We start from the raw sequence: 14,402 nt of genomic DNA, 5'->3' as shown, positions 1-14,402 counted from the left end.
AGGATCAATGCACGCGGAGGCCGCCAAGATAGGTCGCCCGCACCACCGTCTCGGCGATCTCTTCCGCGGTGACCGTCACCGGATCACGGTCGACCACGATGAAGTCGGCGAACAGGCCGGGGGCGAGTGCGCCGACCTCATGCTCGCTGAACAGCTGCCAGGCCGCGTTCGTCGTCTGCCCGGCAAGTGCCTGAGCACGCGTGACGGGTGTGCCGCCCGGCATCCGGAATCCTGAACGCGTGGTGCGCGTCTCGGCGACCGCCATGTTGCGGAACGGCTCGTTCGGTGTGACCCAGCCGTCGTTGTGGAACGTGGCGCGGTGCCCAGCGGCGAAGGCGGCTCCGGCATCCGCCCATGCACCGCCGTGCTGTGGCCCGAACAGAGCGTCGACGAGCACCTCCCCCCAGTAGGTGATGTGGTCGACGAACAGGCTGACCGTGACGCCGAGGGATGCTGCGCGCGTGAACTGCGCGGGCGTCATCGCGCCGCAGTGCTCAAGACGGAACCGGTGATCGGTGAGCGCGTGCGCGGTGATGATCTGCTCGTACACGTCGAGTGTCGAGTCGATCGCACGGTCGCCGTGCGCATGACAGGCGAGCTGCCATCCGCCCGCCGCATAGGGCTCGGCGATCGCGAGCAGCTGCTCGGTGGTGTAGTTCGCGGTGCCGATGTGGTGCGGTTCGAGACCGAGGTCTCGCGTCGCCTCGGTGTCGAGATACGGGAAGGACGTGGCGATGTTGCCGATCCACGGCGAGCCGTCCGACCAGGTCTTCACGCCCGTCTGGCGGAACATCGGGTCGTCACCGCCGCGCGGTACTGCCGCGCCACCGGGACGTGACATCTCGTACCAGCGCAGACGCACCGGCAGTTGACCATGTGCGTGCAGCGCCTGGATGAGCAGGTTCAGATCGGGGTTCCACGACAGGTCGGAGACGGTCGTTATGCCGCGCCGCGACAGATCACGCAGGTGCGCGACGAGCAGTTCCGGCAGGTGCTGCTTCGCACGAGCGAGCATGGGGGCGACGACCTGCTCGACGGCTGCCTCTTCGAACGCGACGCCGGCCAGGTCACCGTTCGCGTCACGAGCGAAGCGGGCGCCTGCGGGATCAGGGGTGTCGCGGTCCACGCCGGCGGCGCGAGCGGCAGCGGCGTTGAAGTACGCCGAGTGGCCGGAGTTGTGGATCACGACGAGGGGAACGTCGCCGGCGAACTCGTCGAGCCAGTGCATGTCGGGGTCGGGGAGCCCGCGCTGCAGCAGCGCATCCCACCCGTTCGCGAACACGGCCTGCCCGTCGGCATCCGCGACGGCCTGCTTCAGCGCGGCGAGCACGCCCACGGCATCCGGGATCGTGACCGGCCGGATGTCGACCACGAGGTCCGAAAGCAGGATCGACGAGTACGCGGGATGCCCATGCGGCTCGATGAGGCCGGGCATGACCCAGCCGTCCAGCGCGACGGTGTCGGCATCCGGATGCTGCGCCTTCAGCGCGTCGGCAGTGCCGAGCGCGACGATCCGCCCATCCTCGACGGCGAGCGCCTCGACCTCGGTCTCGATGCCGGCCTCTGTGTCTCCGCCGAGCGGGCGGATGCGGCCGGTGAAGAGCGTCGTCGTCATGGCGTCAGTCTGGCAGAGCCGCGAACCGGAGAGTCGAGGTGAACGGATGAAGTCGTTCACGAGTCGAGCCGCAGCCCGGAGTAGCGTGTCGGGGATGAGCACTCTGCCCTTCCCCGCCTCCGTGTACGCCAGCCGACTCGAACGTGCCGCGGCCCTCGCTGCCGACGGTGGTTTCGATGCGATCGTCGTCGGACCGGGTCCAGACCTGCAGTACCTCGTCGGCGTGGAGGGTGACACGATCGAACGGCTGACCGTCCTGCTGATCGGTCCGTCGCTCTCGCCGACGATCGTCGTGCCGCGGATGGAGCTCGCGAAGGTGCGATCCACCGCGGTGGGCGAGCTCGGTCTCGCCGTGCTCGACTGGGTGGACGGTGAAGACCCCTACGCGCTGGTGAGCGGTGCGCTCGCCTCGACCACCCGTGTCGGCGTTTCGGATGCGCTCCCGGCTCTGCACCTCCTCCCGATCGGCGAACGACTCGGCGTGCGGCTCGAGCTCGCGACACCGGTGCTCCGCGAGGGCCGCATGATCAAGGACGCCACCGAGATCGCCGAGCTGCGCCGTGCCGGCGAGGCGATCGACGCCGTGCACCGCCGTGTTCCGGAGTGGCTGCGCGCCGGCCGCACCGAACGCGAGGTCGCCGCCGACATCGCGTCGGCGATCGTGGCCGAGGGACACCGCACTGTGGAGTTCGTGATCGTCGGCTCCGGCCCGAACGGCGCGGACCCGCATCACGAGGTTTCAGATCGCATGATCCACAACGGTGACATCGTCGTGGTCGACATCGGCGGCGCGGTGCCCAGCGGCTACAACTCGGACAGCACCCGGACGTACGTCGTCGGCGACCCCGACCCCGCCGTGGCGGAGCGCATCGCTGTGCTCGTGCGCGCCCAGCAGGCAGCCGTGGATGCCTCGCGACCGGGCGCGACGGCATCTGAGGTGGATGCTGCCGCCCGAAACGTACTGGCTGCCTCCGGCCTGGGCGATGCATTCCTGCACCGCACGGGGCACGGCATCGGAGTCTCGGTGCACGAGGAACCGTACATCGCCCCCGGCAACGACCTGGTGCTGCGCGAGGGCATGGCGTTCAGCATCGAGCCCGGCATCTACTTCTCGGGCGAATGGGGAGCCCGCATAGAGGACATCGTGGTGGTCACGGCCGATGGCTGCGAACGCCTCAACGTCGCTCCGCACGAGCTGACCCTGGTTGACGGATAGCGTCCCGTCGATCGCACCGGTACCGCCGGGGTCGATGTGCTCACGCCGTGTCGACGCCCACTCGGCTGAGCACCGGCGGCCCCGGTTGGAAGTTCACCGTCGGACGCCCCGAAAGATCATCGCGCGTCACGCGTGCCCTGACGCCGTAGACGTCCGCGATGAGTTCGGGGGTGAGGATCTCGTCTGGCGCACCGGCGGCGATCACCCGCCCATGCTGGAGGACGACGACCGTGTCGCAGAACATCGCCGCCAGGTTGAGGTCGTGCAGGGCGATGATCGCGGTCACAGGCAGCGCGGCCACCAGTTCCAGCACTTCGAGCTGGTGGCGGATGTCGAGATGATTCGTCGGCTCGTCGAGGAGAAGCTCCCTCGGTTCCTGCGCCAGAGCCCTGGCGATGTGCGCACGCTGACGTTCCCCGCCGGAGAGCGTGTGCCAGAGGTGGTCGGCCTTGGTGGTGAGGCCGACGTGCGCGAGCGCATCGGAGATGACGCGTTCATCCCGTGACAGGTCTCCACCGAATGCCAATCGGTGCGGAGTACGGCCCAGCCGCACCACATCGCGCACCACGATCTCTGCATCGGTGTCTGCGTGCTGGGTGACGCTGGCCACTGCCCGAGCGATCTCACGCCGCCGCAGACGCGACAGATCGGTGTCATCGAGGGTGACCACGCCGGTGTCGGGCCTCGCGATTCCCTGCAGCAGCCTCAGAAGGGATGACTTCCCCGAACCGTTAGGACCCAGCAGTCCGACCGTCGAGCCGGGCTCAGGTCGGAGCGTCACATCGTCGAGGACCAGGGCGCCCCCGCGCCGCCAGGAGACACGGCGAGCCTCAAGAGTCATGCGCGTCTCCTTCTGCGCAGCAGCAACAGCACGAAGACCGGAACGCCAACGAGAGCCGTCCCCACGCCGACCGGCAGCGGCGTGGGAGCGAAGGCGACCCGTGAGCCGGCATCCACCCACACCATGAAGACCGCACCGAGGATGATGGTCGCCGGGATCACCCGGGAATGACGCTGACCGAACAGCAGCCGTGCCGCATGGGGGAGGACGAGACCCACGAACCCGATGGCTCCGGCGATGCTCACCAGCGTGGCCGTGAGCAGGGCGGTGAGGATCAGCAGCAGGATGCGCGTGCGCGCCACATGGATGCCGAGAGACGCCGCGACATCCTCGCCGAAGGCGAAGGCGTCCAGCGCGCGGGCGGAGGCCAGGCAGATGACGGCGCCGATGCCGACGACCACAGTGCTGAGTCCGACATCGTCCCACCGCATGCCTTCGAGGGAGCCGAGTAGCCAGAACATCACTCCACGTGTCTCGTCGGAGTCGGCGAAGGCGAACACGACGAGCGACGTGAGTGCGGAGAACAACTGGGTGCTCGCCACACCGGCGAGGATGACGCCGGCGGTGCCGGCGCTCGTGAAGCGCGCCAGCAGGAGGACGAGACCGAAGGCGACGAGAGCACCGATGAACGCACCACCGGAGAGCCCGACCGCACTTCCACCGATGCCCAGCACACCGATCGCGACGGCGCCCGTCGATGCTCCGGATGAGACACCGAGCACGAACGGATCGGCGAGCGGGTTGCGCAGGAGTGACTGCAGGATCGCTCCGCACAACCCGAGCCCCGCTCCACAGGCCGCCGCGACAAGCGCGCGAGGCAGTCGCTCCTGCCACACGATGGCGTCATCCGAGACCCGCACGGGGATCTCGGCCAGACCGAGATGATTGAGGAGGATGTCCCGGACGTTCACGAGGGACACATCGGCCGGCCCCAGGGTCACGGCCACGCCGACGGACAGGACCACGGCGACGAGACCGCCGAGGACGAGCGCGATCGCCAGTGTGCGACGCGACCATAGCCGCCGGGTGTCCGAAACCGCGGCGAGCGACGGCAGCGCGATCAGAGGACTGCCCTGTTCGCGGTCCACCATGCCTGGATCTTCTCCAGACCGTCGACGAAGCGGATGGATGGATTCATCTCGGCACCGTGCAGCGCGATGAAGCGGTCGTTCTGAACGGCGTCGAGGCTGCTCACGAGCGCGTCCTGCTGGAGGAAGTCGATCTTCTCATCCAGTCGGTCGCCGGGGAATCGGTCACGTTGCAGGTCGCCGAGGACGATGATGTCGGGAGAATCGCTGACCACGCTCTCCCAGCCGACGGCCGGCCAGTCGTCGCTCGCGTCGGCGAACGCGTTCGTCATGCCCGTCATCGATGCGAGCAGGGATGCCGCGCCCAGTCCGCCGGCGACGTACGGGGTCTTCGTATCGGCGAACCAGAACATGACGCTCCGCCCCTCGAAGTCGACACCCTCCGTCGCGGCCTTCGCGCGCGTCTGCAGCTCGGCGATCAGCTGCTCGCCACGGTCGGCAACATCGAAGATCTCCGCGAGTTCGCGGATCTCCTGGTAGAGCGCATCGACAGTCAGCGCGGTCGTCCTGGTTCCGCCGCCGTTGACACTCTGGCCGTTATCGCAATCCGTCGGCGAGAGGTACGAGCCGACGCCGGTCTCCTCCAGCCGGCCGCGGGTCACGACGCCCCCGTCGTTGTAGTGGCGTCCGAATGACGCGGTGACGAAGTCCGGATCCGTCCCGAGGAGCACCTCGTAGCTCGGTGCGTTGTCGGCGAGACGCAGTACGTCCTCATTCGCCGCGGCGAGGGAATCGAGCACCAGATCCGTCCATGACGCGGTGCCGACGAGGCGATCCTCGAGTCCGAGCGAGAGAAGGATCTCGGTGGAGTTCTGATCCAGCGACACCACGCGGGCGGGTGCGGCCTCGACTGTGACCTCGACGCCGCAGTTCTCCACCGTCAGCGGATATGCGGTGCGTCCGTCGCCACTCGCCGCCTCGGGTTGCGAAGCGATCACTTCGGAGGCGCCGCAGCCGGTGACACCCACGAGGACGATTGCGGTGGCGACCGTCGCCGACAGTGCGCGCATGGAAGTGATCACGGATCTCCTGGTGTCGCTTCACCGCCCCGCGGTCACGGGGCTTCAGACACAAGGGATAAGGATACCCTAACCAAACCTGAGGACTACAGTCGTGACCACGTCGTCACGTCGCCTGGGCAATCGTACGAGCGTCAGATCGCGTCCAGGGCCGCAGCGAGGCGCGACACCGTTCCATCGATATCGGCGAGCTTGTCGAGGCCGAACAGTCCGAGCCGGAAGGTCGAGAACCCTTCCGGCTCATCGCAGTGCAGCGGCACGCCGGCGGCGATCTGCAGCCCCTGCTCCTTGAAGGCCGCACCCGACTTCATTGCAGGATCATCCGTGTGCACGACGACGACTCCGGGAGCGGCATACGCGGATGCCGCGACCGACGGCAATCCGCGTTCGGCCAGAAGCTCACGCACCCGCCGACCCAGTTCGAGCTGCGCAGCACGCAGCGGCTCGAAACCGCGGTCGCGGGTCTCGATCATCGCGGCGAGGTTGTAGGTCAGCGAGTCGGTGGGCATGGTCGCGTGATACGCCGCGCGGCCGACCCGGTACTCGTCGGCGATGGCCAGCCATTTGCCTAGGTCGGCGGCGAAGCTCGTCGATACATGGGAGCGCACAGCATCCTCGCCCGCCTCGCTGAGCATGACGAAACCGGCGCAGGGCGACCCACTCCATCCCTTCTGCGGTGCGCTGAGCAGCACGTCCACGCCGAGGGACTTCATGTCGATCCACATGGCGCCGGAGGCGATGCAGTCCAGCACGAGCAGCCCGCCGACCTCGTGCACGGCGTCTGCCAAGGCGCGCACGTAATCATCGGGGAGGATCATTCCGGCAGCGGTCTCGACGTGCGGAGCGAAAACCACTTCGGGGCGGCGAGCGCGAATCGCAGCCACAACCTCGTCGATCGGGGCGGGCGCCCAGGACGCCCGCACGCCGTCGGAGTCCGGTCGGGCGGCGAGCACCGTGACATCGTCACTGATGCCGCCGGTCTCGAGGATCTGCGACCACCGGTAGGAGAACAGTCCGTTCCGCACGACGAGGGTGCGGCGACCGGTCGCGAGCTGGCGCGCGACGGCCTCCATCGCGTAGGTGCCGCCGCCGGGGACGATAGCCACCGTGTGCGCGTTGTACGCATCGCCGAGGATCTCGAAGGTCTGCTGCAGCACCGAGATGAAGCGCGCAGACAAGTGGTTGAGGGATCGATCGGTGAAGACCACCGAGTATTCCAGGAGGCCATCTGGGTCGACATCGGCGTGCGGAAGGCTCATGCGCCCAGCATCCCACAGGGCATCCTGGCCGGGTCGGTCACGTCGACACGGATTTGAGGTCGCACACGGTGCATGACAGAGTGGAAGACGGGCCGAAGCTGTTTCACCAGTGGAGATCACACCTCATGGACACCAATTCTTGCGAGCTGCACACCCCGATCCGGGACGGTGACACGCTCTGACTTCCCCCGGCTCTCACGGGCCGAGCACGTCAGCACAGGCCACGCATACCGATGCGCGGTCGGGTGGAACGAGCCTGATTCGGCCGCCTCGCATCGATGAGGGAATCGAGCTGTGGCGCATCGCCCGCGACTCACGAACGCTCGATCTGAACTCCTCGTACGCGTACGTCCTCTACGCCCGCGACTTCGCCTCGACCTGCCGCATCGCGCTGGTCGATGGCTCACCGGCCGGCTTCGTGATCGGCTACCGGCGTCCTGAGGATCCGTCCTGCCTGTTCATCTGGCAGGTCGCTGTCGACGAGCGCTTCCGCGGGCTCGGTCTCGCCGGCCGGATGCTGGACGATCTGCTCCACGACAAGGCGATCGCCCCACCGGTGCACACGCTGCAGACCACCATCACCGACGACAATCTCGCCTCGCAGCAGACCTTCCGCAGTCTCGCCCGTCGCTGGGACGATGCGCCCATGGTCGTCACCCCGCTCTTCGAGAGCGCGCATCTGACCCACTCGTCGGATACCGCGCACCACGAACCCGAACGGCTGTACGAGATCGGACCCCCGATGTAGCCGTCCATCCGCCCACCCGGGGCGGCGTGCACTCCCCGCACGTGATCTATCAAGGAGGAGAACCACCACTCAATGAATATCTTCACGCAGCTGGAATCCGAAGTCCGCAGCTACTCCCGCGCATGGCCCGTCGTGTTCGATCGTGCCGTGGGCAGCGCGATGTACGACGAAGACGGCAAGGAGTACCTGGACTTCTTCACCGGAGCCGGTGCGCTGAACTACGGGCACAACAACCCCGAGCTCAAGCGCGTGCTGCTCGACTACCTGGCCGATGATCGCATCGTGCACTCGCTCGACATGTTCACCTCCGCAAGGCGCGATTTCCTCGAGACCTTCAACGAGGTGATCCTGAAGCCCCGCGACCTGGACTACAAGGTCGTCTTCCCCGGCCCCGGCGGTGCGAACGCCGTAGAGGCGGCCTTGAAGCTGGCGCGCAAGGTGACCGGACGCGAATCCGTGGTCAACTTCACCAACGCCTTCCACGGCATGACCCTCGGCGCGCTCTCCGTCACCGGCAACTCGCTCAAGCGCGGCGGCGCAGGCATTCCGCTCGTACACGCGACCCCCATGCCGTACGACGACTACTTCGATGGCGACTACCCCGACTTCTTCTACTTCGAGCGGTTGCTGGAAGACTCCGGCAGCGGACTCAACATCCCGGCGGCGGTGATCGTGGAGACGGTTCAGGGCGAGGGCGGCATCAATGCGGCGCGCGCCGAATGGCTGCGTCAGCTCGCGGCCCTCTGCAAGCAGCACGAGATCCTGCTGATCGTCGACGACATCCAGATGGGCTGCGGTCGTACGGGCGACTTCTTCAGCTTCGAAGAGGCCGGAATCGTGCCCGACATCGTCTGCCTGTCGAAGTCGATCTCCGGCTACGGCATCCCGATGGCGCTGACCCTGATCAAGCCCGAACTCGACGTCTGGCAGCCGGGGGAGCACAACGGCACGTTCCGCGGGATCAGCCCGGCATTCGCGACGGCCGCAGCGGCCATCCGTCGCTACTGGTCGGATGACGAACTGCGCGACTCGACGATCACGAAGGGCGCACGGGTCGAGGGATGGTTCAACACGTTCGTCGCCCGCTATCCGCAGCATGAGCTCATCGCCAAGGGCCGCGGACTCGCACGCGGTCTGCAGTTCCCCTCCGGCGAGCTGGCGGATGCCGTGTGCCAGGCAGCATTCGAACGCGGCCTGCTCATGGAGACGTCCGGTCCCGAGGGCGAGGTCATGAAGATCCTCCCCGCCCTGACCATCACCGACATCGAGCTCGAGCGTGGACTGCGGATCATCGACGAGTCCATCCGCGCCGTGCTCGGCGAGCCGGACCCGCACGCTGCGGATCACACGGTCCACCAAGACGCAGGTCGCGCCGACCACAACGCAGAGAGCAAGGAGCACACCCCCGCATGATCGTCCGCACCCTCGACGAGATCACCGACACCGACGCCGACATCAAGACCGAGAACTGGCGCAGCAAGCGCATCGTGCTCGCGAAGGAGAAGGTGGGCTTCTCGGTGCACGAGACCACCCTCTACGCCGGCACGGTGAGCCGCTTCTGGTACGCGAACCACATCGAGGCCGTGTTCGTCGTGGCCGGTGAGGGAGAGATCACCGATCTCGGCACGGGCGAGACGCACCAGCTCTCCCCCGGCTCGCTGTACCTGCTGAACGACCACGACAAGCACGAGGTGCGGCCGCGCACCGAGATGCGTGTCGTGTGCGTGTTCAACCCGCCCGTCACCGGCCGAGAGGTGCATGACGAGAACGGCGTCTATCCGCTGGTCACCGAAGACGCGTGACCGGTACGTGCGCAGCATCCGCACATCCGCAGCATCCGCACATCCGCAAATTCCGCAAATTCCGCACGAGACAGGAGAACGACGCATGACCACCACGACCACCGCAGAGGACCTGTTCCCGACCCGGCTGACGCAGCCCTCCGACTTCATCACCCGGACCCAGCCTGCGGTGTGGGGATCGGCCGACGACGGCCCCTTCTCCGAGGCAGAACTGCAGGCACACGAGCAGCGCGGGTTCACGATCCTCGAGGACTTCATCTCGGCCGATGACGTCGCGCTGTACTCCGGTGAGCTCGACCGACTCGCATCCGACACCGCACTGCAAGGCGACGATCGGCTCATCACCGAGCGCACGACCGGCACCGCGCGCTCGGTCTTCGAGGTCGAGAAGCTGAGCTCGGTGCTCCACGCCCTCGCCCGCGACCCGAAGGTGCTCGACCGGGCGCGGCAGATCGTCGGGTCGGAGGTGTACCTTCACCAGACGCGGATCAACTACATGCCGAGCTTCACCGGCACCGGGTTCTACTGGCACTCGGACTTCGAGACCTGGCACGCGGAGGACGGTATGCCGATCCCGCGGTCGGTGAGCCTGTCGATCGCGCTGACCGACAACTATCCGTTCAACGGCGGACTCATGGTGATGCCGGGCTCGCACCGCACTTTTGTGCCGGCGGTGGGCGAGACGCCCGACAACAATCACGAGCAGTCGCTGCAGGCGCAGGAAGCCGGCGTGCCGAGTCACGCGGCCATCACGGCGCTGGCGGACAAGTACGGCATCGACCAGTTCACCGGCGCTGCCGGGTCTGCGCTGTGGTTCGACTCGAACATCATGCACGGATCGGGCAACAACATCACCCCGTACGCCCGCTCGAACGTGTTCATGGTGTTCAACAGCGTCGAGAACGCGCTCGTCGATCCGTTCGCGGCGAAGTCACCGCGTCCGACGCACATCGCGAACCGCGACTTCACGCCGCTGGGCTGACCGGCGGTGGTGCCGAATCCCAGACGGTCACGCATTCGGACGGTGCGTCACCACTGCGCCGCGCCGCTGCGGAGGTCGATCGTCTGGGATTCGGACCGAGCACGCACCGACATGGGGTAGTGTCTTTCGCATGACAACCCGTTGGTATGCGTATTTCGAGTCGGCTCTGGAGGGGCCGGCGCTGATCTAGCGCATACCGACACCTTCAGAGCCGACAAGCCAGAGCATTTGCTCTGGCTTTCGCCGTTTCATCGGCGGGCTCTGCATCCCGGGTCCGCCTGACTACAGGACAGGACCAATGAACACTCTCGATGCGACAGCCGATCTGCACGTCTCGCAGTTCACGACTCTTCCCGCCCCCGGCGACATCGCCGCCGAGCTGCCGGTCGGAGAGGAGCGCTCGGCGCTGGTCTCGCGCACGCGCGACGAGGTGCGCGCGATCATGTCTGGTGAGGACGACCGACTGCTCGTCATAGCCGGCCCTTGCTCGATCCACGACCCCGCTGCAGGACTCGAGTACGCCGGACGACTGGTGCGGGAGGCCGAGCAGCATCGGGACGACCTGCTGATCGTGATGCGCACGTACTTCGAGAAGCCGCGCACCACCATCGGCTGGAAGGGTCTGATCAACGATCCCCACCTCGACGGCAGCCACGACATCGAAGAAGGGCTGCGCCTCGCACGCGGTTTCCTGCGCGATGTCACCGCGCTCGGGATGCCGTGTGCCACGGAGTTCCTCGAGCCGATCAGCCCGCAGTACACCGCCGACCTCATCACGTGGGGCGCGATCGGCGCGCGGACCACGGAGAGCCAGATCCACCGGCAGCTGGCCTCCGGCCTGTCGATGCCGATCGGCTTCAAGAACGGCATGGACGGCGGGCTTCAGGTGGCGCTGGATGCCGCGGCTGCAGCATCCGCCCCGCAGGCGTTCCTCGGCATCGGGTCGGATGGTCGCGCGAGTCTGGTGGCGACCACGGGCAATCCCGACACGGGTGTGATCCTGCGCGGCGGCACCGACGGCCCGAACTACGACGCCATTCACGTGGCGGAGGCAGCTCGCCGACTGGATGCGGCAATGCTCGCGCCACGCGTGGTCGTCGACGCGAGCCACGGCAACAGCGGCAAGGATCACGTGCGCCAGGCTGCGGTGGCGGCAGAGCTGGGTTCGCAGATCGCGACGGATGGTACGGCGATCGCCGGTGTGATGCTGGAGAGCAACCTCGTCGCGGGTGCGCAGAAACTGGATGTCTCGGCCGGCCGCACCCGGCTCACTTACGGGCAGAGCGTGACGGATGCCTGCATGGGGTGGGATGCCACGGAGGCAGCCCTCGCGCAGCTCGCGGACGGCGTGCGTCGACGCCGCGCGTGAGCGAGCCGAGCGCGGCGTCGACGGGAGGTTTTCGCACGTTTCGAGCGCCGTGAGCGTGCGAGAATCTCCCATCGAGCTCGAGTAGAAGGATGCTGGGCGCGTCAGGTGGCGCGAACGCTGAGGAGCTGCCAGCCCTCTGGCACCTTGGCGTGCAGGGCGTCCATGTCGTCTGCCTCGATCTGCTCGATGCGGTCGCGGCTCTGGAAGGTTCCTTTGGCCTTGAGGATCGCTGCACCCTTGATCATCACGACCGGGGCGGAGACGAGGTCGAAGCCCTCCGGGCGTTGCGTGGCCAGTTGCGTCTGGACGCCGGCAAGGTCTGCGGCCTCGACGTCGACGGAACGGGTTTCCACGGGACGCATCAGACCGATCAGCACCCTTCGATCCTACGTCGGAACACGAGAGAGCCCCGGTCGACGCCGGGGCTTCTCGTGCTGCATCCTGTGCGTCGTCCGACCGCGTCGGCCGGAATCCTGCAACGGCTACTCAGTCGCGGTACGCCTCCAGAGCCGCCAGCCGTGTTCCGCACTCACATCACGGTACGAGGTAGCCGGCTGCGCGGAACAGTTCGTACCACTCGGCGCGAGTGAGCGAAATCTCCGAGCCCTGGGCCGCTGCCGCGACGCGTTCTGGGGTCGTGGTCCCGAGCACGACCTGCATCCGTGCGGGGTGCCGGGTGATCCAGGCCACCGCGATGGCCTCTGGCGCGACGCCGTATTCGTCGGCGAGGCGGTCGAGCACTGCGTTCAGCTCGGGGTAGCGGTCCGAACCGACGAAGGGTCCGTCGAAGAAGCCGGCCTGGAACGGCGACCACGCCTGGATCGTGATGTCATTCAGACGGCAGTAGTCGATGATTCCGTCGTCGCGCACGACGGACTGATCCAGGTGCTGCATGTTGGCCGACACGCCTTGCGCGATCATCGGCGCGTGCGTGATCGACAGCTGAAGCTGGTTGGCGACGATCGGTTGCGTGACGTACTTGCGCAGCAGATCGATCTGGCGAGGCGTCTGGTTCGAGACGCCGAAGGCACGTACCTTGCCGGAGGCCGATAGATCGTCGAACGCCCGGGCCACCTCTTCCGGTTCCACGAGCGCGTCGGGACGGTGCAGGAGCAGGATGTCGAGGTAGTCAGTACCGAGCGCCTCGAGCGAGCCGTCCACGGACTCGATGATGTGCTCGTACGAGAAGTCGAAGTACGGGCCTTCGCGCACGATACCGGCTTTCGACTGGATCACGAACTGCTCGCGCTCGGAGGACGTGAGCCGCAGTGCCTCGGAAAAACGACGCTCGCAGCCGTGCTTGCTTGAACCGTACACGTCCGCATGGTCGAGGAAGGTGATACCGGCATCACGCGCGGTGCTCACGAGCGTGCGCACTTCCTCGTCGGTCTTGTCCTGGATGCGCATCAGGCCCAGGACGACGTTGGGCACCACCAGATCGGTGTGGGGAAGGGTGAAGGTCTTCATGGGTCGCTTTCGTTAGGTCGGGGGGTGAATGAAGCCGAGGATACGGGTCAGGCGGACAAGCGAGCGACCTGCTCGATGGTGAGCGTCAGATCCGTCGCCGCTGCGGAGTCACGGATGCTCTCGGGGCGCGAGGCGCCGGGTATAGGAATCACAATAGGAGCGAGAGCGAGTTCCCACGCGAGCGCGACTTGGTGGACGCTCGTGTCCAACTCATCCGCCACCTCCTGGAACGCGCCGTGGCGGTCTGCGAGGTCCTTCGCCGACTTTATGCCTCCGAGCGGACTCCACGGCAGAAACGCGATGCCGAGCTCGGCGCAGTGCTCGAGCTCGCCCTGGCTGGAGCGGAAAGCAGGAGAGAACTGATTCTGGACGGACACCAGACGCCCGCCGAGAACGTCGCGGGCCTCGTCGATCTGGGCGACGTCGGCGTTGGAGATACCGCCCATCAAGATCACGCCCTCATCGAGCAGATCCCGGATCGCGCCCACCGAGTCCGCATAGGGCACCTGAGGATCCGGGCGGTGTAACTGGTACAGACCGATGGCGTCGAGGCCGAGGCGGCGCGCGGATTCCTTTGCGGCGCGCTTGAGATAGTCCGGGTCGCCGTTGCGCATCCAGGTGCCGTCGCCAGGACGAAAATGACCTCCCTTGGTGGCGACGAGTACGTCGGCCGCGCCTGAGCCGTACTCGCGCAGGGCGCGACCGATGAGCTCCTCGTTGTGGCCGACCTCGTCCGCGCCCACGTGGTACGCGTCCGCGGTGTCGATGAGTGTGACGCCGGCATCGAGGGCGGCGTGGATGGTGGCGATCGAGCGATCGACTTCAGGTCGCCCCTCGATCGACATCGGCATGCCGCCGAGGCCGATCGCCGACACGGATCGGTCACCGATGGTGCGCTGCAGCATTCGTGAGCTCCTTCGTAGAGTTGCGGTGACTCCGTTCGGCGCCACTCCTTCACCCTAGGATTGGCTAATCTAGAAGTCCAACAGTTGATAG

Annotated in this window: 14 protein-coding genes; 6 read left to right on the top strand and 8 right to left on the bottom strand. The window is 66.9% G+C overall.

Going from position 1 to position 14,402, the window contains the following annotated elements:
• Positions 1-4: 4 nt before the first annotated feature.
• On the bottom strand, positions 5-1,615 hold the full coding sequence (locus HDC95_RS15940; RefSeq protein WP_259064635.1) for an amidohydrolase: 1,611 nt from the start codon (positions 1,613-1,615) through the stop codon (positions 5-7).
• 94 nt (positions 1,616-1,709) lie between these two features.
• Between HDC95_RS15940 and HDC95_RS15935 the strand changes: the two genes are divergently transcribed.
• Entirely contained in the window at positions 1,710-2,831 is a 1,122-nt protein-coding gene (locus HDC95_RS15935) for a Xaa-Pro peptidase family protein (RefSeq protein WP_259064634.1), read from the top strand.
• 40 nt (positions 2,832-2,871) lie between these two features.
• On the opposite strand, the gene HDC95_RS15930 is transcribed toward HDC95_RS15935, so the two are convergent.
• The 4 genes from HDC95_RS15930 to HDC95_RS15915 all read right to left on the bottom strand — a co-directional run bounded on the left by HDC95_RS15930 (position 2,872) and on the right by HDC95_RS15915 (position 7,038).
• The gene (locus HDC95_RS15930; RefSeq protein ID WP_259064633.1) at positions 2,872-3,672 is read right to left on the bottom strand and encodes an ABC transporter ATP-binding protein; all 801 of its coding nucleotides are present in this window, start codon (positions 3,670-3,672) and stop codon (positions 2,872-2,874) included.
• Positions 3,669-4,763 (bottom strand): iron ABC transporter permease, encoded by a 1,095-nt coding sequence (locus HDC95_RS15925; protein ID WP_259064632.1) that lies wholly within the window; start codon positions 4,761-4,763, stop codon positions 3,669-3,671. Before HDC95_RS15925 ends, HDC95_RS15930 begins: the two co-directional genes overlap by 4 nt.
• Complete coding sequence (locus HDC95_RS15920) at positions 4,733-5,782, bottom strand: ABC transporter substrate-binding protein (RefSeq protein ID WP_396652720.1); 1,050 nt, start codon at positions 5,780-5,782, stop codon at positions 4,733-4,735. Before HDC95_RS15920 ends, HDC95_RS15925 begins: the two co-directional genes overlap by 31 nt.
• Positions 5,783-5,913: 131 nt before the next feature.
• A complete protein-coding gene (locus HDC95_RS15915) occupies positions 5,914-7,038 on the bottom strand; it encodes an aminotransferase class V-fold PLP-dependent enzyme (RefSeq protein ID WP_259064631.1) in 1,125 nt (374 codons plus the stop codon).
• A gap of 178 nt (positions 7,039-7,216) precedes the next feature.
• Between HDC95_RS15915 and ectA the strand changes: the two genes are divergently transcribed.
• The 5 genes from ectA to HDC95_RS15890 all read left to right on the top strand — a co-directional run bounded on the left by ectA (position 7,217) and on the right by HDC95_RS15890 (position 11,939).
• Positions 7,217-7,786 carry a diaminobutyrate acetyltransferase gene (gene ectA, locus HDC95_RS15910; protein ID WP_310503273.1) on the top strand — a complete coding sequence of 190 codons (570 nt, stop codon included), beginning with the start codon at positions 7,217-7,219 and terminating at the stop codon, positions 7,784-7,786.
• A gap of 72 nt (positions 7,787-7,858) precedes the next feature.
• On the top strand, positions 7,859-9,199 hold the full coding sequence (gene ectB, locus HDC95_RS15905) for a diaminobutyrate--2-oxoglutarate transaminase (RefSeq protein WP_259064630.1): 1,341 nt from the start codon (positions 7,859-7,861) through the stop codon (positions 9,197-9,199).
• Entirely contained in the window at positions 9,196-9,588 is a 393-nt protein-coding gene (locus tag HDC95_RS15900) for an ectoine synthase (protein ID WP_259064629.1), read from the top strand. Before ectB ends, HDC95_RS15900 begins: the two co-directional genes overlap by 4 nt.
• A gap of 85 nt (positions 9,589-9,673) precedes the next feature.
• Positions 9,674-10,570, top strand: a complete 897-nt coding sequence (thpD, locus tag HDC95_RS15895; RefSeq protein WP_259064628.1) for an ectoine hydroxylase — start codon at positions 9,674-9,676, stop codon at positions 10,568-10,570.
• Between the two features lie 298 nt (positions 10,571-10,868).
• Entirely contained in the window at positions 10,869-11,939 is a 1,071-nt protein-coding gene (locus tag HDC95_RS15890) for a 3-deoxy-7-phosphoheptulonate synthase (RefSeq protein ID WP_259064627.1), read from the top strand.
• Positions 11,940-12,040: 101 nt separating this feature from the next.
• Here HDC95_RS15890 and HDC95_RS15885 read toward each other — a convergent pair whose 3' ends face one another.
• The 3 genes from HDC95_RS15885 to HDC95_RS15875 all read right to left on the bottom strand — a co-directional run bounded on the left by HDC95_RS15885 (position 12,041) and on the right by HDC95_RS15875 (position 14,311).
• Positions 12,041-12,316, bottom strand: coding sequence for a hypothetical protein (locus HDC95_RS15885; RefSeq protein ID WP_259064626.1), 276 nt, complete (start codon positions 12,314-12,316; stop codon positions 12,041-12,043).
• Positions 12,317-12,473: 157 nt separating this feature from the next.
• Positions 12,474-13,406: an aldo/keto reductase family oxidoreductase gene (locus HDC95_RS15880; protein WP_259064625.1), complete on the bottom strand. Its 933-nt coding sequence runs from the start codon at positions 13,404-13,406 to the stop codon at positions 12,474-12,476.
• 47 nt (positions 13,407-13,453) lie between these two features.
• The gene (locus HDC95_RS15875) at positions 13,454-14,311 is read right to left on the bottom strand and encodes an aldo/keto reductase (protein ID WP_259064623.1); all 858 of its coding nucleotides are present in this window, start codon (positions 14,309-14,311) and stop codon (positions 13,454-13,456) included.
• Positions 14,312-14,402 lie beyond the last annotated feature (91 nt).

Source organism: Microbacterium sp. AK031, from assembly GCF_024807145.1.
Lineage (GTDB): Bacteria > Actinomycetota > Actinomycetes > Actinomycetales > Microbacteriaceae > Microbacterium.
This window is presented reverse-complemented; position numbering and strand designations above follow the sequence as displayed.

What these genes read in the sequence shown, in the direction of transcription:
- HDC95_RS15900 (WP_259064629.1), top strand. Translation starts at nt 9,196, where the DNA reads ATGATCGTCCGCACCCTCGACGAGATCACCGACACCGACGCCGACATC.
- HDC95_RS15930 (WP_259064633.1), bottom strand. Translation starts at nt 3,672, where the DNA reads ATGACTCTTGAGGCTCGCCGTGTCTCCTGGCGGCGCGGGGGCGCCCTG.
- HDC95_RS15890 (WP_259064627.1), top strand. Translation starts at nt 10,869, where the DNA reads ATGAACACTCTCGATGCGACAGCCGATCTGCACGTCTCGCAGTTCACG.
- HDC95_RS15940 (WP_259064635.1), bottom strand. Translation starts at nt 1,615, where the DNA reads ATGACGACGACGCTCTTCACCGGCCGCATCCGCCCGCTCGGCGGAGAC.
- HDC95_RS15880 (WP_259064625.1), bottom strand. Translation starts at nt 13,406, where the DNA reads ATGAAGACCTTCACCCTTCCCCACACCGATCTGGTGGTGCCCAACGTC.
- HDC95_RS15935 (WP_259064634.1), top strand. Translation starts at nt 1,710, where the DNA reads ATGAGCACTCTGCCCTTCCCCGCCTCCGTGTACGCCAGCCGACTCGAA.
- HDC95_RS15925 (WP_259064632.1), bottom strand. Translation starts at nt 4,763, where the DNA reads ATGGTGGACCGCGAACAGGGCAGTCCTCTGATCGCGCTGCCGTCGCTC.
- HDC95_RS15875 (WP_259064623.1), bottom strand. Translation starts at nt 14,311, where the DNA reads ATGCTGCAGCGCACCATCGGTGACCGATCCGTGTCGGCGATCGGCCTC.
- HDC95_RS15915 (WP_259064631.1), bottom strand. Translation starts at nt 7,038, where the DNA reads ATGAGCCTTCCGCACGCCGATGTCGACCCAGATGGCCTCCTGGAATAC.
- thpD (WP_259064628.1), top strand. Translation starts at nt 9,674, where the DNA reads ATGACCACCACGACCACCGCAGAGGACCTGTTCCCGACCCGGCTGACG.
- ectB (WP_259064630.1), top strand. Translation starts at nt 7,859, where the DNA reads ATGAATATCTTCACGCAGCTGGAATCCGAAGTCCGCAGCTACTCCCGC.